Genomic DNA, 16,264 nt, shown 5'->3' on the forward strand with positions numbered 1-16,264 from the left:
TGTAGCATCGGCATTTGTGGTCGGGAGCTTTTTATTAAAAGAGATTAAGACGATCCGTCTTGTCAATCTGATAGGCTGTATTTGCTTTGTTATCTACGGCGTCTACAGCGGGATGCTTTGGCCTATTATTATTCCAAACGTTATATTGGCTTTGGTTCAAATTTATCATTTGGTAAGAACTATTAAATCGTGAAAATCATTGTAAGTGTTTTTAACAATCTGCAGACTGACCAGCGAGTAGAAAAGGTTTGCAAGACACTTTATGATAATGGTTATCACCCACATCTGATTGGTAATGATTGGTTGGGCGCGCCCGAAATGGAAAGACCTTACCCATTTTACAGAATTAAACTAAATTCAAAGAAAGCTCGTTTCGCATACATAGAGTTCCAGAAGAAACTCTACCGTGAGCTGAAGAAAAATGCTGACAATAAGACCATTTTGTTGGCCAATGATTTGGAAACAATAGTGCCAAATTATCTCATTTCTAAAAAATTAGGCATCCCTCTGGTTTTTGACAGCCACGAAATTTTCACCGAAATGCCAACAATACAAGGCAGATGGGTGAAAAAAATATGGAAAGCAGTTGAAAAGAAATTGGTGCCTAAAATAAAAAGAATGATCACTGCTAGTGATTCCTATGCCAATTGGTTTGTGAAAGAATATGGGATAAAGAGACCTACTGTTGTCAGGAATCTGCCAAGGAGATCTCATTTTTCCGGTATCAATGATAATGACACAAAAATCATACTTTATCAAGGGTGGCTAAACTATTCCCGCGGGGTGGACAAGGCCATTCTTGCTATGAAAGGGATAGACGATGCTGAGCTTTGGATTGCAGGATGCGGACCGGCGGAAGATTTTTACCGTGCAGTTTCTGTTGAGAATCATTTGAAAGATAAAGTCAAATTTATCGGAAAGCTTACACCGGATGATCTGCGGAAGGTTACGCCGCAAGCAGATGTGGGAATCAGCATAGAAGAAAATAATGGGTTGAGTTATTATTATTCTCTACCAAACAAAATTTCGGACTATATCCAGTCCAGGGTTCCTGTTGTTGTATCCGATTTTCCGGAAATGAAAAATATTGTGAATACTTTTGGTGTTGGAGAAATTATCGAAAATCATTCTAATGAACATCTTGCAGAAAAATTGAAAATTGTTCTGGAAAAAGGAAAAGCTTCATATCTTCACAATTTAAATGTAGCTGCAGATGAGCTTTGCTGGGAAAATGAAGAAGACAAAATCCTGAAAATATTCTCCGACGCTGCAAAAGAAATTCTGTAGAAGGTTAACTTTTCTAGGCTTTAATTATCTAATAAGTAATTGTATGATTTTTGTATTATAATCAAATAAATAATTAAAAAAAATGAGAACTTTCATCGTTTTAGTAGCTGCTTTTTTTTCAGTTGTTAGTTGCAGCAGTCAGATTTATTTAGATCCTTCTACGCTTGAATCTGCTATTACCAATAAAGAGTTTAATTATAATGCAACCAGAGCATTCCCGATGAATGGTGATGTCAACAATGTTCTAAACTCATTACCAAACACTTCTTCCAGCAGAATTCTGAACCTTGATCCTGGCTATGGGTTTAATCTGAAAAAAGACATTCTCAGTGTAGGTTTGCCTTATTTCGGGCGTGCATATAATGCTGTTCCGGGTGATGCTAATAATGGAGGCGTCAGATTTGAATCAAAAGTGTTTGATATAAAAAAGTCTTCAACTAAAAAAGGAAACACACTGTTGATTATCACACCGAGAGATACGAAGGAAAACTATATTTTTAATCTTGAGATTTTCAAAAACGGCAGTGCATTTCTTTCTGTTCAGTCTAACAACAGGCAGCCAATAAGCTTTGATGGTAACATCTCGGTAGATCAGTAATTATTTCCGGAAGAGCTTATTAACAAAATCACTTGCTTCAGAACTTGGATTAGACAACAGTTCTGAAGCCTTTTTTTTATGCGCCAGAAAAGAGTTTTCCAAATGATGGTTATTCTTTGCTTTTTCGAGAATGTATTCACTTACCCAAAATTCAAATCGTTTCTGAGCCTGATTTTTTCTGGTTTCGAGGAAAGTTCCATTCTTAATTTTCAACGAAATATAATCATCTATTTTATTAAAAACTTCGTCCAATCCAGATTTTTCCAAGGCTGAGCCAAGAATCACAGGGATTTTCCAGTTTTTTTCCTTTGGTGTGATGAATTGCAATGCTCTCGAAAGTTCAGTTTTTGTCATTTTAGCTTTTGAAAGATTCTCAGAATTAACTTTATTAATGAAAATCAAATCTGCCATTTCCATAATGCCGCGTTTGATACCTTGCAATTCGTCGCCAGTTCCGATGACTTTCAGAAAAAGAAAAACGTCCGTGATATCATTGACTAAAGTTTCACTTTGCCCTACACCAACGGTTTCTATCAAAATATAATCAAAACCAGCGGCTTCACAAATCAAAAGACTTTCGAAAGTGGTATTCGCAATGCCACCGAGAAATCCAGAACTTGGACTAGGGCGGATAAACGCATTTGGGTCTTTTGCCAATTCTTCCATCCGTGTTTTATCGCCAAGAATACTTCCTTTGTTGATCGAGGAACTGGGGTCAATTGCCAGAACAGCGACTTTTTTTCCTTGCTCGATTGCATATTTTCCAAAACTTTCAATAAATGTCGATTTTCCCGCACCCGGAACTCCCGTAATTCCAATCCGAACTGATTTTCCTGAAAAAGGTAAAATTTCTTTTAATAATTGATCCGCAATTACCCGATGTTCAGGCTTTTTGCTTTCGATAAGTGTAATGGCTTTTCCCAAAATCCTTTTGTCAGAAGATTTGATTCCGGAGATGTAATCCTGCAAGCTGAGTCGTTTTGTCATTGGGAATTTGGAATTGTTACAAATTGGGCTTAAGGTAATTTTCGGATTCTTATATTTTCTATTTTTGATAAGAAAAAAATCCAAAAATATGAAAAAAACGATATATGCCTTGTGTTTTGTAGGTGCAATTATCTACTCGTGTACTACAAAAACCGTTGCAACTTCCACAGCTTCTAGCAACACTAGCGAAGAATATGAAACTAAAGGTAAAACCGTATTTGATGAAAGTTGTGGCAGATGCCACGGTCTTCCGGACGCTTCTGACCACACCGCAGAACAATGGAGCAAAATCATCGCAAGAATGGCACCAAAAGCTAAACTAAATGCGGAAGAAACCAATTGGGTTTTGGCTTACGTGAATGCTAATGCTAAGAAATAATAATTAATTCTCTAAAAATTTCTCCAAAATCTCCACAGCACATTTTGGCAAATTGGTTCCAGGACCGAAAATAAAATCGGCGCCATTGGCATATAAAAACTCATAATCCTGTTGCGGAATAACGCCGCCAACAACAATAGTGATATCGTCTTCTCCGAGTTTTTTAAGTTCTTCCACAACTTGTGGAACAAGTGTTTTGTGACCAGCAGCCAAAGAAGAAACGCCTAAAATATGAATGTCATTTTCCACAGCTTGTTTCGCCACCTCTTCCGGCGTTTGGAACAATGGCGCAACATCGACATCAAATCCCATATCAGCAAAAGCTGTCGCAACGACTTTTGCACCTCGGTCGTGACCATCTTGTCCCATTTTCGCCACCATAATTCTTGGTCGCCTTCCTTCCGCATCTTCAAATTTCTGACTTAAAGAAACTGCTTTTTCAAAGTATTCATTTTTTCCTGCATTCATAGCATAAACTCCTGATATGGTTCTGATATTAGCTTTATAACGTCCGAAACTTTCTTCCATCGCATCGCTCATTTCGCCAAGTGTTACTCTTCTTCTTGCCGCTTCTATACAAAGTTCCAGAAGGTTTCCGTTGCCAGTTTTCGCGGTTTCGCGGATTCTATTTAAAATTTCTTCGACAGATTCTGCATTACGATTTGATTTAATCGAGTCTAATCTTTCGATTTGTTTTCTGCGAACCTCTGTATTATCAATGTCAAGAATGTCGATGTCGGTTTGTTTTAGATTGGATTTGAAGGAATTAACACCGATGATGAACTCTTCTCCACTATCGATTTTGGCTTGTTTCCTTGCAGCAGCTTCCTCGATTCTCATTTTTGGGATTCCGGCTTCGATGGCTTTTGTCATACCTCCTTCTTTTTCTACTTCATCGATGTATTTCATTGCTTCATCAATCATTTGTTGTGTTAATGATTCCACTAAATGGCTTCCGCCCATTGGATCGACCACATTACAAATTCCGCTTTCCTGTTGAAGAATGATTTGGGTATTTCTGGCAATTTTTGCAGAATAATCTGTTGGAAGAGCAATCGCTTCATCCAAAGCATTCGTGTGAAGAGACTGAGTTCCACCTAAAGCTGATGACAATGCTTCAATAGCAGTTCTTGTGATATTATTGAACGGTTCTTGCTCTGTTAAAGACCAGCCAGAAGTTTGAGAGTGTGTTCTGAGAGCTAAAGATTTTTGATTCTGAGGATTAAATTGTGTCAGTAGATTGGCCCAAATATATCGAGCGGCACGCATTTTTGCGATTTCCATAAAGTGATTCATTCCTATGGCCCAGAAAAATGATAATCTTGGAGCAAAATCATCGACGTTCATCCCGGCTTTGATTCCCGTTCTTACATATTCTAATCCGTCTGCAAGCGTATAAGCCATTTCTAAAACTGGCGTTGCTCCGGCCTCCTGCATATGATAGCCGGAAATAGAAATGGAATTGAATTTCGGAATATTCTTGGAAGTGTATTCGAAAATATCTGCGATGATTTTCATTGATGGCGTTGGCGGATAGATATATGTGTTCCTAACCATAAATTCTTTCAGAATGTCATTCTGAATGGTTCCGGACAATTTATCCTGAGAAACACCTTGCTCTTCTGCAGCAACAATATAGAAAGATAAAATTGGTAAAACGGCGCCATTCATCGTCATAGAAACCGAAATCTCATCCAACGGAATTTGATCAAAAAGGATTTTCATATCCTCAACCGAATCAATTGCAACGCCCGCTTTTCCAACATCACCAACCACTCTTGCGTGATCGGAATCATAGCCTCTATGAGTTGCCAAATCAAAAGCTACGGAAAGACCTTTTTGCCCCGCTTGCAGATTTCGTCTGTAAAAGGCATTTGATTCTTCGGCTGTTGAAAACCCTGCGTATTGACGGATGGTCCAAGGTTTCTGAACATACATCGTGGAATATGGACCGCGGAGAAAAGGCGCAATTCCTGCGGAACCGTTCAAAATCCTTTTGTTTTTGACGTCTTCTGCTGTGTATTTCGATTTTAGTTCCAAACCGTCTTTTTCAAAAATGTAATTTTCTGAATTCGAATTGAAGTCAATATTTTGAAAATCAGGGTTTTGGTTTTTTATTTTGTGGCGCATTTTCCTTTTATCTTATTAAAGTAAATGTAATAAATTTTGAAAATGTGGTGAACCACAAAAGGCACAAAAGTTTTTTACACTTAAGTTAGGTTGAGTTAATACTAAATGGTTATTAAGAACACAAAAGTTTTTTATTGGAGCACTTCGACTTCGCTCAATGTGACAACTCTAATTTACTCTTGAGAATTTAAAAGTGTCAGTCTGAGCGGAGTCGAAGACTTTTTACTTGAAGCGACAATTTGTCATTAATTTTTGGATGGTCTTTTTTTTGAGATTTGTGTTTCAAAATTTAAAACAAAAAATAATATAAATATGGCAACAGGAAGTATTAATGTATCGGTGGAGAATATTTTTCCGCTGATTAAAAAGTTTCTTTACAGCGATCACGAGATTTTTTTGCGTGAGCTCATTTCTAACGCGACTGATGCAACGACGAAGTTGAAACACCTCACAACAATCGGTGAAGCGAAAGTTGAATACGGCAATCCGATGATTGAAGTGAAAATTGATAAGGATGCAAAAACGCTCACTATCAAAGATCAAGGAATCGGGATGACTGGTGAGGAAGTTGAGAAATATATTAACCAAGTGGCTTTTTCTGGCGCCGAAGAATTCCTAGAAAAATATAAAGATTCTGCAAAAGATGCGGGGATAATCGGACATTTTGGTCTTGGATTTTATTCTGCGTTTATGGTGGCGGAAAAAGTTGAAATCTTGACTAAATCTTACAAAGAAGATGCAAAAGCAGTTCGTTGGATTTGCGACGGAAGTCCAGAATATACACTTGAGGAAACGGAAAAATCTGACAGAGGAACGGAAATCGTGCTTCATATTGCGGAAGATTCTACGGAGTTTTTGGAGGAATCTAAAATTCGTGAACTTTTGACGAAGTATAATAAGTTTAATCAAATTCCGATCAAATTCGGGACGAAAACTGAGACTTTGCCTTTACCGGAAGGTTCTGCGGAAGACGCAAAACCAGAAACGGTTGAGGTTGATAATATCATCAATAACACCAATCCGGCTTGGACAAAATCACCATCTGAATTGAAAGACGAAGATTATAACAATTTCTACAGAGAATTGTATCCGATGCAGTTTGAAGACCCATTGTTTCACATTCATTTAAATGTGGATTATCCGTTCAACTTGACAGGTGTTTTGTTCTTTCCGAAATTGGGAAATAACCTGAATATTGAGAAAGATAAGATTCAGCTTTATCAAAATCAAGTCTTTGTAACGGATGAGGTTAAGGGAATTGTTCCTGATTTCTTGATGCTGCTTCGTGGAGTTATTGATTCTCCGGATATTCCTTTGAACGTTTCCCGTTCGTATTTGCAGGCAGACGGTGCGGTGAAGAAAATCTCTTCTTACATCACGAAAAAAGTGGCGGACAAAATGGTTTCTTTGATTAATGAAAACCGAGAAGATTACGATAAAAAATGGAATGACATCAAAATCGTTATCGAGTACGGAATGATTTCGGAAGATAAATTTTATGAAAAATCGGACAAATTTGCGCTTTACCCAACGACGGATAACAATTATTATCTTTGGAATGAACTGATTGATAAAATCAAACCAACTCAAACCGACAAAGACGGAAAAACGGTGATTCTTTATGCTAACAATGCTGATGAACAACACAGCTACATTGAGTCTGCAAAAGAAAAAGGCTACGAAGTTCTTTTGTTGGATTCGCCGATTGTTCCGCATCTCATTCAGAAATTGGAAGCTTCCAAAGAGAATGTTTCTTTTGCGAGAGTGGATGCAGACCACATCAATAACTTAATCAAAAAAGATGAGCCAAAAATTGCTAAACTAAATGATTCGGATAAAGAAGTTTTGAAGAAACAAATCGAAGAATCGATTAACGACCAGAAGTTCACCGTTCAGTTGGAAGATCTGGATTCTACAGATGCGCCATTTACTTTGACTCAGCCGGAGTTTTTCAGAAGAATGAAAGATATGCAGGCAACTGGCGGAGGCGGAATGTTCGCAATGGGCGGTTTCCCTGAGATGTATAATTTGGTTGTGAACTCTAATTCTGATTTCGCTGGTGAATTACTGAAAAAAGAAAATGCTGAAGAGAAAAAAGCGATGATAAATCAAGCTTTAGATTTGGCAAAATTGTCTCAGAATCTTTTGAAAGGAAAAGAACTGACGGATTTTATCAAGCGTAGTTTTGAAAGTTTGAAGTAAAATTTAGATATTAATGAAAACAAAAAAGGAACTCAATTTTGAGTTCCTTTTTTGTTATTTAATTTTCGAAAGTACATCTACCGTTTCTTCCAGATAGAAATCTCGTTCAAGATTTTTTCTCCAGTTTTCGGTTTTCTTAGCAAATGCTTCGTCTTTTTTGATTCTTTCCGCTTCGTCTGTATGAAGGGTAAATTTCAATCCGTTATTGAATTTGTCCAAACCTTTGAACTTGTCAATCTGAGCTTTACGGGCTTTCATCAACTCATTGAATTTAGCTTGATTCAATGTAATTGTTTCTTCTTTATCCAAAGCTTCTTTCCATTCCGCAGATTGTTGCAATAGCTTATAGCTCGGGCTTTCAGCAATTTGTTTTTCTACTTCTGCCTTTAATTGAGGAATGTTGAGCCCGTTCATTTTTTTGTAAGAAGTTGCTTCGATTTTGTCCCAAGGCAAAGCATATTGGTCAAATCTTTCGCCCACTTCTGCGTATGAGAAGAAGTCTTTCATTTTGATATCTGCCTCGATTCCTTTTCTCTGAGTCGATTCTCCGGAAACTCTGTAGAATTTTTGAATCGTCAATTTCAAAGCTCCAAAATCGTCATTCGTATTTAGGAATCTGTTCAATTCCACAAAAGTCTGAACTGTTCCTTTTCCGAAAGAATTTGGAGAACCAATTACAGCCGCTCTTCCATAATCTTGGAACGCACCTGCAAGGATTTCTGATGCGGAAGCAGATAATTCGTTTTGCATCACCACAAGCGGACCTGTCCAAATTGGTTCATTCGATTTATTACTTAGAACCTGGATTTTTCCTTGGCTGTCTTTTACCTGAACATAAGGACCAGCATTCATAAATAATCCCATAATATCGCCAACTTCGGTCAAAGAACCTCCACCATTGCTTCTAAGGTCAAGGATGATTCCTTCTACATTTTCTTTCTTAAGTTTGATTAATTCTGCTTTGATATCGTCAGAAGCATTTCTTCCTTTCGGGTCTTCAAAATCGACGTTGAAACTTGGAAGGTAAATGAATCCGTATTTCTTACCATTTTTAGAATTAACAACAATACTTCTTGCAAAAGTGTCTTCTATAGCCACTTCCTCACGAATCATTGTTACTTCTTTGATGGTTTTATCTTTTTTCTCAACGGTCAAAGTTACGGGAGTTCCTTTTTCCCCACGAATCAATCTAACAGCCTCGTCAGACAACATTCCGACAACGTTCACAGGTTCTTCGTTTGGTTTGGATTTTACTTTCAGGATTTTGTCACCTGCAGTTAATTGTTTTGATTTCCAAGCTGGTGCACCAATGGTCAATTCACCAAGATATAAATAACCTTTCTTTTCCTGAATCAAAGCCCCTATGCCAATCACTTTTCCAGTGAATTGCATATCAAATTCCTCTTTGTTTTTCGGAGAGAAATAATTGGTATGCGGGTCAAAAACTTCGGTATAAGCATTCATATAAACTGTGAACCAGTCCATTTTCTTTCTCTTTTTGAATCTTCTGAAAGAATCTGTAATCAGATCTTTAACTTCTGCCGTCGCTTTGACACGCTTCTGTTCCGCTGTTGTTGGTGCGTATTTTATCGTGTCTGGAAGTTTGTTGTTCACGACAGAGTCTTTCTTCTTTTTCTGAGCCTCTTCCTTGCTGGTCAATGTTTCAATTTCCTGAAGGATATTGTACTTGATGTATTTTTTCCATTCTTCGCGCTGTTGTTTAGAATCAATTGGGTTCACTCTCTTCTTTGGTTCAAGAATCAATTCGTCATTTTCATCCAAATTAATTGGTTTGGAAAGAATATCGTGAGTCATTTTATCAATCTCATCTACACGCTGATAAAGTCTGTCAATCGTCAATTTGTAGAAAACAAGATTTCCTTGATTAAGATAATCATCCAGTTTTGTGTAATGCTTTTTGAACTCATCCATATCGGACTGTAGAAAGTATCTTTTGGACGCATCTACGCTTTCAAAATATTTGTCATAAACATCCTGAGAATAAGCATCATTGATTGGTTTGGGACTATAATGAAGATAAGAAAGAGTGTTTTTTACGCTTACCATAATGGTTTGCATTTTTTCATCATCATTTTGTGGAGCGTTGAAACAGAACATCAGCGTCATCAAAGGCGCAAACATCAGAAGTTTCTTGAACTTGATTTTTTTAAACATATATTTTTAAATCTGTACTTTGATTAGTATTTTTTCTGTTTTGAAAGTTACGATGATATTCAAAAACGAAACCAAATTTAACACCTTATTTTAATTAAAGTATTATAAATTGGTTATTTTTGAAAGAATTATGAAAATATAGCAAAAAGCGACAAAAAATAAAGAAAATTTTATGAGTAAACCATTGATACTGGTAACCAATGACGACGGAATTACTGCGCCTGGCATCAGAAAATTAATCAGCATTGTAAACGAAATTGGAGACGTAATTGTTGTAGCACCTAATTCGCCTCAAAGTGGAAAAGGCCACGCTATTACCATTAACTCAACTTTAAGCTTCGAAGAACTCAACTTGGATGGTCCTCAGAGAGATTTTTCTTGCTCCGGAACACCTGTAGATTGTGTGAAAATGGCATTAGATAAAATTCTTCCAAGAAAACCGGATTTGGTAGTTTCGGGAATTAATCACGGTGCAAATTCTTCCATTAATGTTATCTATTCCGGAACAATGTCTGCGGCTGTGGAAGCTGGAGTAGAAGGTTTGCAAGCGATTGGGTTTTCACTTTCTGATTTGAAATGGGATGCTGATTTTGACCAAGCGGAAGAGTTTATCAAAGATATCATTCTTAAAACGCTCGAAAATCCAATGCCCAAAGGAGTAGTGCTAAATGTAAACATTCCTAAACTACCTAAAGAAGATATAAAAGGAATCAAAGTTTGTAAACAAGCCAACGCCAAATGGGAAGAAAGTTTTGACGAAAGGACTAATCCGCACGGCAGAAAATATTATTGGCTGACTGGTTATTTCAACAATATGGATGAATCTGAAGATGCAGACGAAACGGCTTTGACAAATGGTTATATCAGTATTGTACCTGTGAAATTTGATTTGACAGCTTATGAATATATAAACGAGCTGAATTCTGTTTATCAATAAAAGTGTTAATGAATGGAGTTTGTTAAACAGTATCTGCTTTCCAAAAACATTCCTCTGGACGAAAAAAAGTGGGGAGAATTTGCCCAAAAAAATATTCGGACAGAGTTTAAAAAGAAAGATCTTATATTAAAAGCAGGTGAAGTAGAAAATTATCTATCTTTTGTAGAAAATGGTATTGCCCGACTTTTTATTGAAAAAGAGAATAAAGATTTGACAATCCGATTTGTCTTTGAATATCAGTATCTTACAGTTTACGATTCTTTTACGCAAAGAACTCCATCCAGATGTGATGTGGAGGCTCTTACGGATATGGTGGTGTGGAGAGTGCATTATGATGATTTACAAATGCTTTACAAAACACATTCTGTTGGAAATCTGATCGGAAGACTTACTGTAGAAAAATTATATGTAGAAAAACTTAACAGAGAGTTTTCTTTACTAAGTGAAACTGCAGAAGAGCGATATCTTAAAATTATGAAAGAACAACCCGATCTTTTTCAACGGCTTCCACTTAAGCATATTGCTTCTTATATGGGGATTACGCCACAGGCACTTAGCAGAATAAGAAAGCGTATTTCTTAACCATGGTTCATTTTATTTGAACTATTTAAACTATACTTTTGCCTAAAATCAATTCTGATTAAAAAATCCGAATGATGGAAGAAAGCGTCTGGCGAAATCTAGATGCTTTTTTTAATGGAAGATGGGTATAAACTAAAAAAGACCGCTAAATTAATTTAGCGGTTTCTGTTTTTATATTAATTAAAAGCATTGTCATAAGTCATTGATGAAAAATCGATTTTCAGAATAGCTTTAGAATCTACAGGATTTCCGTTGCATGTGGCAGGTTTCCAGATTTTATTGGCTTTCATGGCGGCATTTTTCAGATCTTTGAGAAACAGATCACCGTTTGCTACTTTAGGACCGGCTTCTGCATTTGTAAGTACACCGTTTTTATTGATGTCTAACTTTACAAAAAATAATCCGTTGATGACGTAGGTATTCCAGTTAACATTTTGCTGAAGTTTTTCCTTTAGATCTTTTATATAAGCAGCAGAACCTCCGGGATAAACCAGACTTTTAAACTGAGATGCATTGCAGTTTTTATCACTTACTTGATAGATTCCTCTAACATTATAAACTACGGCACTGGAAGTATTCTCGATCATCGGAATATTGTCCATACCTTCTTCAATATCAACTTGTGCGAGAGCTAAAGCACTGGTTAATAAACACAATGAGAATAGTAATGATTTCATATAGTAGATTTTAATCTAAATTTGAGACAATCTGTACCCTATCGTAGCAGCCTTTTTACAAAACTTCAATCTGATTTTTTAATAAATCTTCAAACTCATCTCTTTTTCTGATAAGATGCGCTTTTCCGTCTAGGAACATTACTTCTGCTGGTTTTAATCTTGAGTTAAAGTTCGAACTCATTTCAAAACCATAAGCTCCGGCATTTCTGAAAACAATAATATCGCCTTCTCTCACTTCATTAATTTTTCTGTCCCAAGCAAAAGTGTCTGTCTCACAGATGTTTCCAACAACCGTGTAGATTCTTTCGGGACCTTTTGGATTAGAAAGATTTTCAATAATGTGATAAGAATCGTAAAACATTGGACGAATCAAATGATTAAAACCAGAATTAACACCCACAAAAACAGTCGCTGTTGTTTGTTTGATAACATTCGATTTTACCAAGAAATGTCCGCTTTTACTTACCAAGAATTTCCCCGGTTCAAACCAAAGTTGGAATTTTTTTCCTGTAGATTCTTCGTGTTTTTTGATCGCAGCATTAACTTTTTTCCCAAGAGATTTCACGTCTGTCTCCAAATCGCCATCTTGATAAGGAACTTTGAAACCGCTTCCCATATCCAGATATTTCAGATTTGGGAAATGTTCTGCCAATTCAAACATAATTTCCAGACCTTGTAGGAAAACATCTGGATCTTTAATTTCGCTCCCCGTATGCATATGAAGACCTTCAACATTGATGTTGGTCGATTTCATAACACGCTCGATGTGACGAAGCTGATGAATAGAAATTCCGAATTTGGAATCGATGTGACCGGTTGAGATTTTATAATTTCCTCCGGCAAAAATATGTGGATTGATTCTCACAAAAATCGGATAAGAACCTCCGAATTTATTTCCAAATTGTTCCAAAATCGAAATATTATCGATATTGATATGAACATTCAGAGACATGGCTTCCTCGATTTCTACAAGGTCAACACAGTTTGGAGTAAAAAGGATTCTGTCATTGGAGAAACCCGCTTTCAAACCTAGTTTAACTTCGTTGATAGAAACACAATCCAGAGAAGCGCCCAATTTTTCGACATATTTCAGGATATTGATATTGGTTAAAGCTTTTGCTGCGTAGAAAAATCTTGTGTTCTTCGAGAAAGAAGAAGTCAGTTTTTCGTATTGTTCGCGTATCGAATTAACGTCATACACATAAACGGGTGTCCCGAATTCTTTTGCTATACTTAGCAAATCCTGATTTGTCATAAGGTAGATTTTTAAAAATAAAAAGGCAGATTCTTTATCAAAAGAGTCTGCCGCAATAGATATCTTATGCACGCAACTCTTTATACATTCCAAACCTTAGAGAACCTTACAGCTCCCTTTTTTCCGATTTTGCTTTGTTTAAAATATTGCATTGCTTTTGTTAAAATTTTTTGCAAAATTAGAGTTTATCTGTAAATCCTGCAATGTTTTGTGTTGGTTTTTATTTTTTAGGAAGCGCAGAAACCTCATATTCATTCCTCAAAAGAGCCAACTGCAAATCATTTTGCAAATCCTGAGTGAATCTAGGCACAGGCAACATCAGCTTTTTAATTTTCTCCAAAGACTGAATCTGATGATACAATTCGTAAAAACCAAATCCAATTAATTTGCCTTTTTCCAAAACCAAAAACGATTTTTCGCCCAAAGTTCTTCCGGATGAAAACCAGATTTCATTTCTTCCCTTGATATTAATTTTCTGAGTAAATTCTACCAAATCTTTCAATTCTTCTCGGGATTTGATGTAATTGATAGCCTTCAATCCTTGCGTAAAACTCTTGAATCTCAGTAAAGGTTTATCTTCCTGAAGCTTAATTTTCTCAAGAATATATTTGTCCTTTCTGTAAAACAACCCGAAAGTCAGTTGTTGCCTTTTGTGGAAGCCTTTGTTTTGCATCATTAGTTTGGCAATCAAATCAGTTCCAGTCAGTTCGTAGGAGATTTTTTCTGTCTCTTCCTGGATTTTTTTATACTTCGCTTTATCAGAATCGAAAATTTTCTTGGCAGATTTATATAAGTCTTCTACAACATCGGAACTAATGATTTTTCCCTCCGAGTTTTGGAAATACAGGATTCCGCGTTCGTTAGGGAGGTCTTCTGTCAGAACCTGAATTTTATTAATATAATTCTTGGCGTGATTTTCCTCTTGTTGAGATTGGATGATTTCGTTGTTTTGGTCTTTAATCATCAATAATTTGAACAAATCCAAAGTCGCTCTTGCATCGCCACTCGCACGATGCGCTTCACTCAAAGGAATTCCAATCGATTTGCAAAGTTTACTCAACGAATAGCTTTTCTCATCCGGAATCAATTTTTTAGCCAAAGGAATTGTGTCTAAAGTGTTGATTTTAAATTCGTAACCAAGGCGCTTGAACGATTGGCGAAGCATCCTGTAATCGAAATCAATATTATGTCCAACCAAGATAGAATCCTGCGTGATTTCAACCACACGTTTTGCTATTTCGTGAAATTTCGGAGCCGTCAAAACCATTTTCGAAGTGATTCCTGTCAACTTTTGAACAAAAGCAGAAATATCACTTTCGGGATTCACGAGTGAGATAAATTGGTCTGTAATCTCGTGACCGTCAAATCGATAGATGGCAATTTCTATAATGCTTTCTTTCCGAAAAGGCGCTCCGTTACTTTCTATGTCTATTACCGTGTACATCTACATTTTTTCGTTCTACAAATTTAAGAAACTTCATTTTTAAAATTTCAGCTGGTATTATTACCTTCTTTTTTTCATACTGAACATTCCCAAAATAAACTTCGCACCTTCTCTTGCTAAAGTATTCAGGAAAGTTTTTCCGGCTCGGCTTTCGATGACTTGCTCAAACATTCCTGCCTCTTCTTTTGGTTGCGCTGTTCTTCCTCTTGTCGGCGTTGGAATGGCAGTTTGTGTATGTTCTTCGATTCTTTTGGTCAGAATTTCGTAAGCACTTTCTTTATCGAGGTCTTGTTCGTATTTTTTGACAAGGTCAGAATTTCTTGTCAGTTCATCAATTTCTGATGCAGTTAAAATATCCATTCTACTTTCCGGCGAAATCAAATACGTTTGAACCAAAGGTGTTGGAATTCCTTTCTCATCCAATGCGGTTACAAAAGCTTCTCCAATTCCAAGATTTTGAATGAGTTCGTTGGCTTTGTAAAACTCTGTCGTTGGATAATTTTCTACCGCTTTGTCAATTTCTTTTCTGTCTTTCGCAGTAAAACCTCTTAAAGCGTGTTGGATTTTCAACCCTAACTGGCTCAAAATATTTTCCGGAACATCGCCAGGAATTTGAGTAATAAAATAAATTCCGATTCCTTTGGAACGAATCAGTTTTACCATCGTTTCGATTTGAGAAAGCAAGGTTTTCGAAGCTTCGTTAAAAAGTAAATGCGCTTCATCAATAAATAAAACTAACTTCGGTTTTCCACTGTCGCCTTCTTCGGGAAAAGTCATATAAATCTCGGCAAACAATGATAAAATAAAGGTCGAGAAAAGATTAGGTTTGTTTTGAATATCATCCACTCGGAAAATATTAACAACGCCTTTTCCGTCTCTGGTTTTTAGCAAATCTTCAACATCAAAACTTGGTTCTCCAAAGAAAGTAGAAGCGCCTTGTTGTTCCATTGCGACAATACTTCTGAGAATGGCTCCCAAAGATGCGGGAGCAATCGAGCCGTAATTGTCTGCTAATTCTTTCTTGCCAATCGGATTATCAGTTACATATTGCAAAACTTTTTTCAAATCCTGCAAGTCAACAAGCGGTAAAGCTTTGTCATCGCAATATTTGAAAACAATCGACATAATGCTTTGCTGAGTGTCATTCAAATCAAGAATTTTACTCAACAAAATCGGTCCAAATTCCAAAACTGTTGCTCGAAGTTTCACGCCTTTTGCGCCGGAAATGGTCATCAATTCTACCGGAAAATTCTGTGGTGAATAGGGCAATTGCGTTTTCGCGTAACGGTCTTTGATATTGTCATTTTCAGTTCCGGCTTCCGCAATTCCAGAAAGGTCACCTTTGATATCCATTACCAAAGTCGGGATTCCTGCGTGTGATAATTGCTCTACAAAAACCTGAAGTGTTTTGGTTTTTCCAGTTCCTGTTGCTCCTGCTATTAATCCGTGTCTGTTAACAGTTTTCAACGGAATCGAAACATTAACTTCCGGAACAACTTCGCCGTCAAGCATTCCTTTTCCCAGAATAATATGTTCTCCTTTTGGATTGTATTTTGCGTTGAGGTCGGTGATGAATTTCTCTTTATTGGACATCGATTGGTTTTTTTAACG

Annotated in this window: 13 protein-coding genes; 6 read left to right on the forward strand and 7 right to left on the reverse strand. The window is 36.7% G+C overall.

All coding sequences use genetic code 11. The features are described from left to right. The first annotated feature begins 189 nt into the window (after positions 1-189). Together EGH73_RS13250 and EGH73_RS13255 are read left to right on the forward strand one after the other, a co-directional pair. The gene (locus EGH73_RS13250) at positions 190-1,287 is read left to right on the forward strand and encodes a glycosyltransferase (protein WP_123282244.1); all 1,098 of its coding nucleotides are present in this window, start codon (positions 190-192) and stop codon (positions 1,285-1,287) included. 82 nt (positions 1,288-1,369) lie between these two features. Beyond that, positions 1,370-1,885, forward strand: coding sequence for a DUF4251 domain-containing protein (locus EGH73_RS13255; protein WP_089770205.1), 516 nt, complete (start codon positions 1,370-1,372; stop codon positions 1,883-1,885). Here the strand turns inward: EGH73_RS13255 and meaB are convergent, their stop codons facing one another. Continuing rightward, entirely contained in the window at positions 1,886-2,872 is a 987-nt protein-coding gene (gene meaB, locus EGH73_RS13260; protein WP_123282269.1) for a methylmalonyl Co-A mutase-associated GTPase MeaB, read from the reverse strand. An 88-nt stretch (positions 2,873-2,960) separates the two neighbouring features. On the opposite strand from meaB, the gene EGH73_RS13265 reads away from it, so the two are divergent. Beyond that, positions 2,961-3,251 (forward strand): c-type cytochrome, encoded by a 291-nt coding sequence (locus tag EGH73_RS13265; RefSeq protein WP_089770243.1) that lies wholly within the window; start codon positions 2,961-2,963, stop codon positions 3,249-3,251. A gap of 3 nt (positions 3,252-3,254) precedes the next feature. On the opposite strand, the gene scpA is transcribed toward EGH73_RS13265, so the two are convergent. Continuing rightward, a complete protein-coding gene (gene scpA / locus EGH73_RS13270; RefSeq protein ID WP_089770203.1) occupies positions 3,255-5,381 on the reverse strand; it encodes a methylmalonyl-CoA mutase in 2,127 nt (708 codons plus the stop codon). A gap of 312 nt (positions 5,382-5,693) precedes the next feature. On the opposite strand from scpA, the gene htpG reads away from it, so the two are divergent. Further along, positions 5,694-7,583, forward strand: coding sequence for a molecular chaperone HtpG (gene htpG, locus EGH73_RS13275; protein WP_123282270.1), 1,890 nt, complete (start codon positions 5,694-5,696; stop codon positions 7,581-7,583). 54 nt (positions 7,584-7,637) lie between these two features. On the opposite strand, the gene EGH73_RS13280 is transcribed toward htpG, so the two are convergent. After that, a complete protein-coding gene (locus EGH73_RS13280) occupies positions 7,638-9,758 on the reverse strand; it encodes a carboxy terminal-processing peptidase (protein WP_123282245.1) in 2,121 nt (706 codons plus the stop codon). Between the two features lie 172 nt (positions 9,759-9,930). Here EGH73_RS13280 and surE point away from each other — a divergent pair, with 172 nt between their 5' ends. Both surE and EGH73_RS13290 read left to right on the forward strand, forming a co-directional pair. Then, positions 9,931-10,695 (forward strand): 5'/3'-nucleotidase SurE, encoded by a 765-nt coding sequence (gene surE, locus EGH73_RS13285; RefSeq protein WP_123282246.1) that lies wholly within the window; start codon positions 9,931-9,933, stop codon positions 10,693-10,695. A gap of 12 nt (positions 10,696-10,707) precedes the next feature. Continuing rightward, a complete protein-coding gene (locus tag EGH73_RS13290) occupies positions 10,708-11,277 on the forward strand; it encodes a Crp/Fnr family transcriptional regulator (RefSeq protein WP_123282247.1) in 570 nt (189 codons plus the stop codon). A 176-nt stretch (positions 11,278-11,453) separates the two neighbouring features. Here the strand turns inward: EGH73_RS13290 and EGH73_RS13295 are convergent, their stop codons facing one another. From EGH73_RS13295 to EGH73_RS13310, 4 genes are all read right to left on the reverse strand, one after another. After that, on the reverse strand, positions 11,454-11,954 hold the full coding sequence (locus EGH73_RS13295) for an energy transducer TonB (RefSeq protein WP_089770962.1): 501 nt from the start codon (positions 11,952-11,954) through the stop codon (positions 11,454-11,456). A 55-nt stretch (positions 11,955-12,009) separates the two neighbouring features. Next, entirely contained in the window at positions 12,010-13,209 is a 1,200-nt protein-coding gene (gene lysA / locus EGH73_RS13300; protein ID WP_123282271.1) for a diaminopimelate decarboxylase, read from the reverse strand. 220 nt (positions 13,210-13,429) lie between these two features. Beyond that, on the reverse strand, positions 13,430-14,653 hold the full coding sequence (locus EGH73_RS13305) for a 3'-5' exonuclease (protein ID WP_123282248.1): 1,224 nt from the start codon (positions 14,651-14,653) through the stop codon (positions 13,430-13,432). 60 nt (positions 14,654-14,713) lie between these two features. Next, positions 14,714-16,246 (reverse strand): helicase HerA-like domain-containing protein, encoded by a 1,533-nt coding sequence (locus EGH73_RS13310; RefSeq protein ID WP_123282249.1) that lies wholly within the window; start codon positions 16,244-16,246, stop codon positions 14,714-14,716. Between the last annotated feature and the right edge of the window lie 18 nt (positions 16,247-16,264).

Source organism: Epilithonimonas hominis (assembly GCF_003730015.1).
In the GTDB taxonomy this organism is placed as follows: domain Bacteria; phylum Bacteroidota; class Bacteroidia; order Flavobacteriales; family Weeksellaceae; genus Epilithonimonas; species Epilithonimonas hominis.

Coding starts and splice junctions, on each gene's coding strand:
- EGH73_RS13290 (WP_123282247.1), top strand. CDS start 10,708: ATGGAGTTTGTTAAACAGTATCTGCTTTCCAAAAACATTCCTCTGGAC.
- lysA (WP_123282271.1), bottom strand. CDS start 13,209: ATGACAAATCAGGATTTGCTAAGTATAGCAAAAGAATTCGGGACACCC.
- htpG (WP_123282270.1), top strand. CDS start 5,694: ATGGCAACAGGAAGTATTAATGTATCGGTGGAGAATATTTTTCCGCTG.
- EGH73_RS13310 (WP_123282249.1), bottom strand. CDS start 16,246: ATGTCCAATAAAGAGAAATTCATCACCGACCTCAACGCAAAATACAAT.
- EGH73_RS13280 (WP_123282245.1), bottom strand. CDS start 9,758: ATGTTTAAAAAAATCAAGTTCAAGAAACTTCTGATGTTTGCGCCTTTG.
- EGH73_RS13295 (WP_089770962.1), bottom strand. CDS start 11,954: ATGAAATCATTACTATTCTCATTGTGTTTATTAACCAGTGCTTTAGCT.
- surE (WP_123282246.1), top strand. CDS start 9,931: ATGAGTAAACCATTGATACTGGTAACCAATGACGACGGAATTACTGCG.
- EGH73_RS13265 (WP_089770243.1), top strand. CDS start 2,961: ATGAAAAAAACGATATATGCCTTGTGTTTTGTAGGTGCAATTATCTAC.
- EGH73_RS13255 (WP_089770205.1), top strand. CDS start 1,370: ATGAGAACTTTCATCGTTTTAGTAGCTGCTTTTTTTTCAGTTGTTAGT.
- scpA (WP_089770203.1), bottom strand. CDS start 5,381: ATGCGCCACAAAATAAAAAACCAAAACCCTGATTTTCAAAATATTGAC.
- EGH73_RS13305 (WP_123282248.1), bottom strand. CDS start 14,653: ATGTACACGGTAATAGACATAGAAAGTAACGGAGCGCCTTTTCGGAAA.
- meaB (WP_123282269.1), bottom strand. CDS start 2,872: ATGACAAAACGACTCAGCTTGCAGGATTACATCTCCGGAATCAAATCT.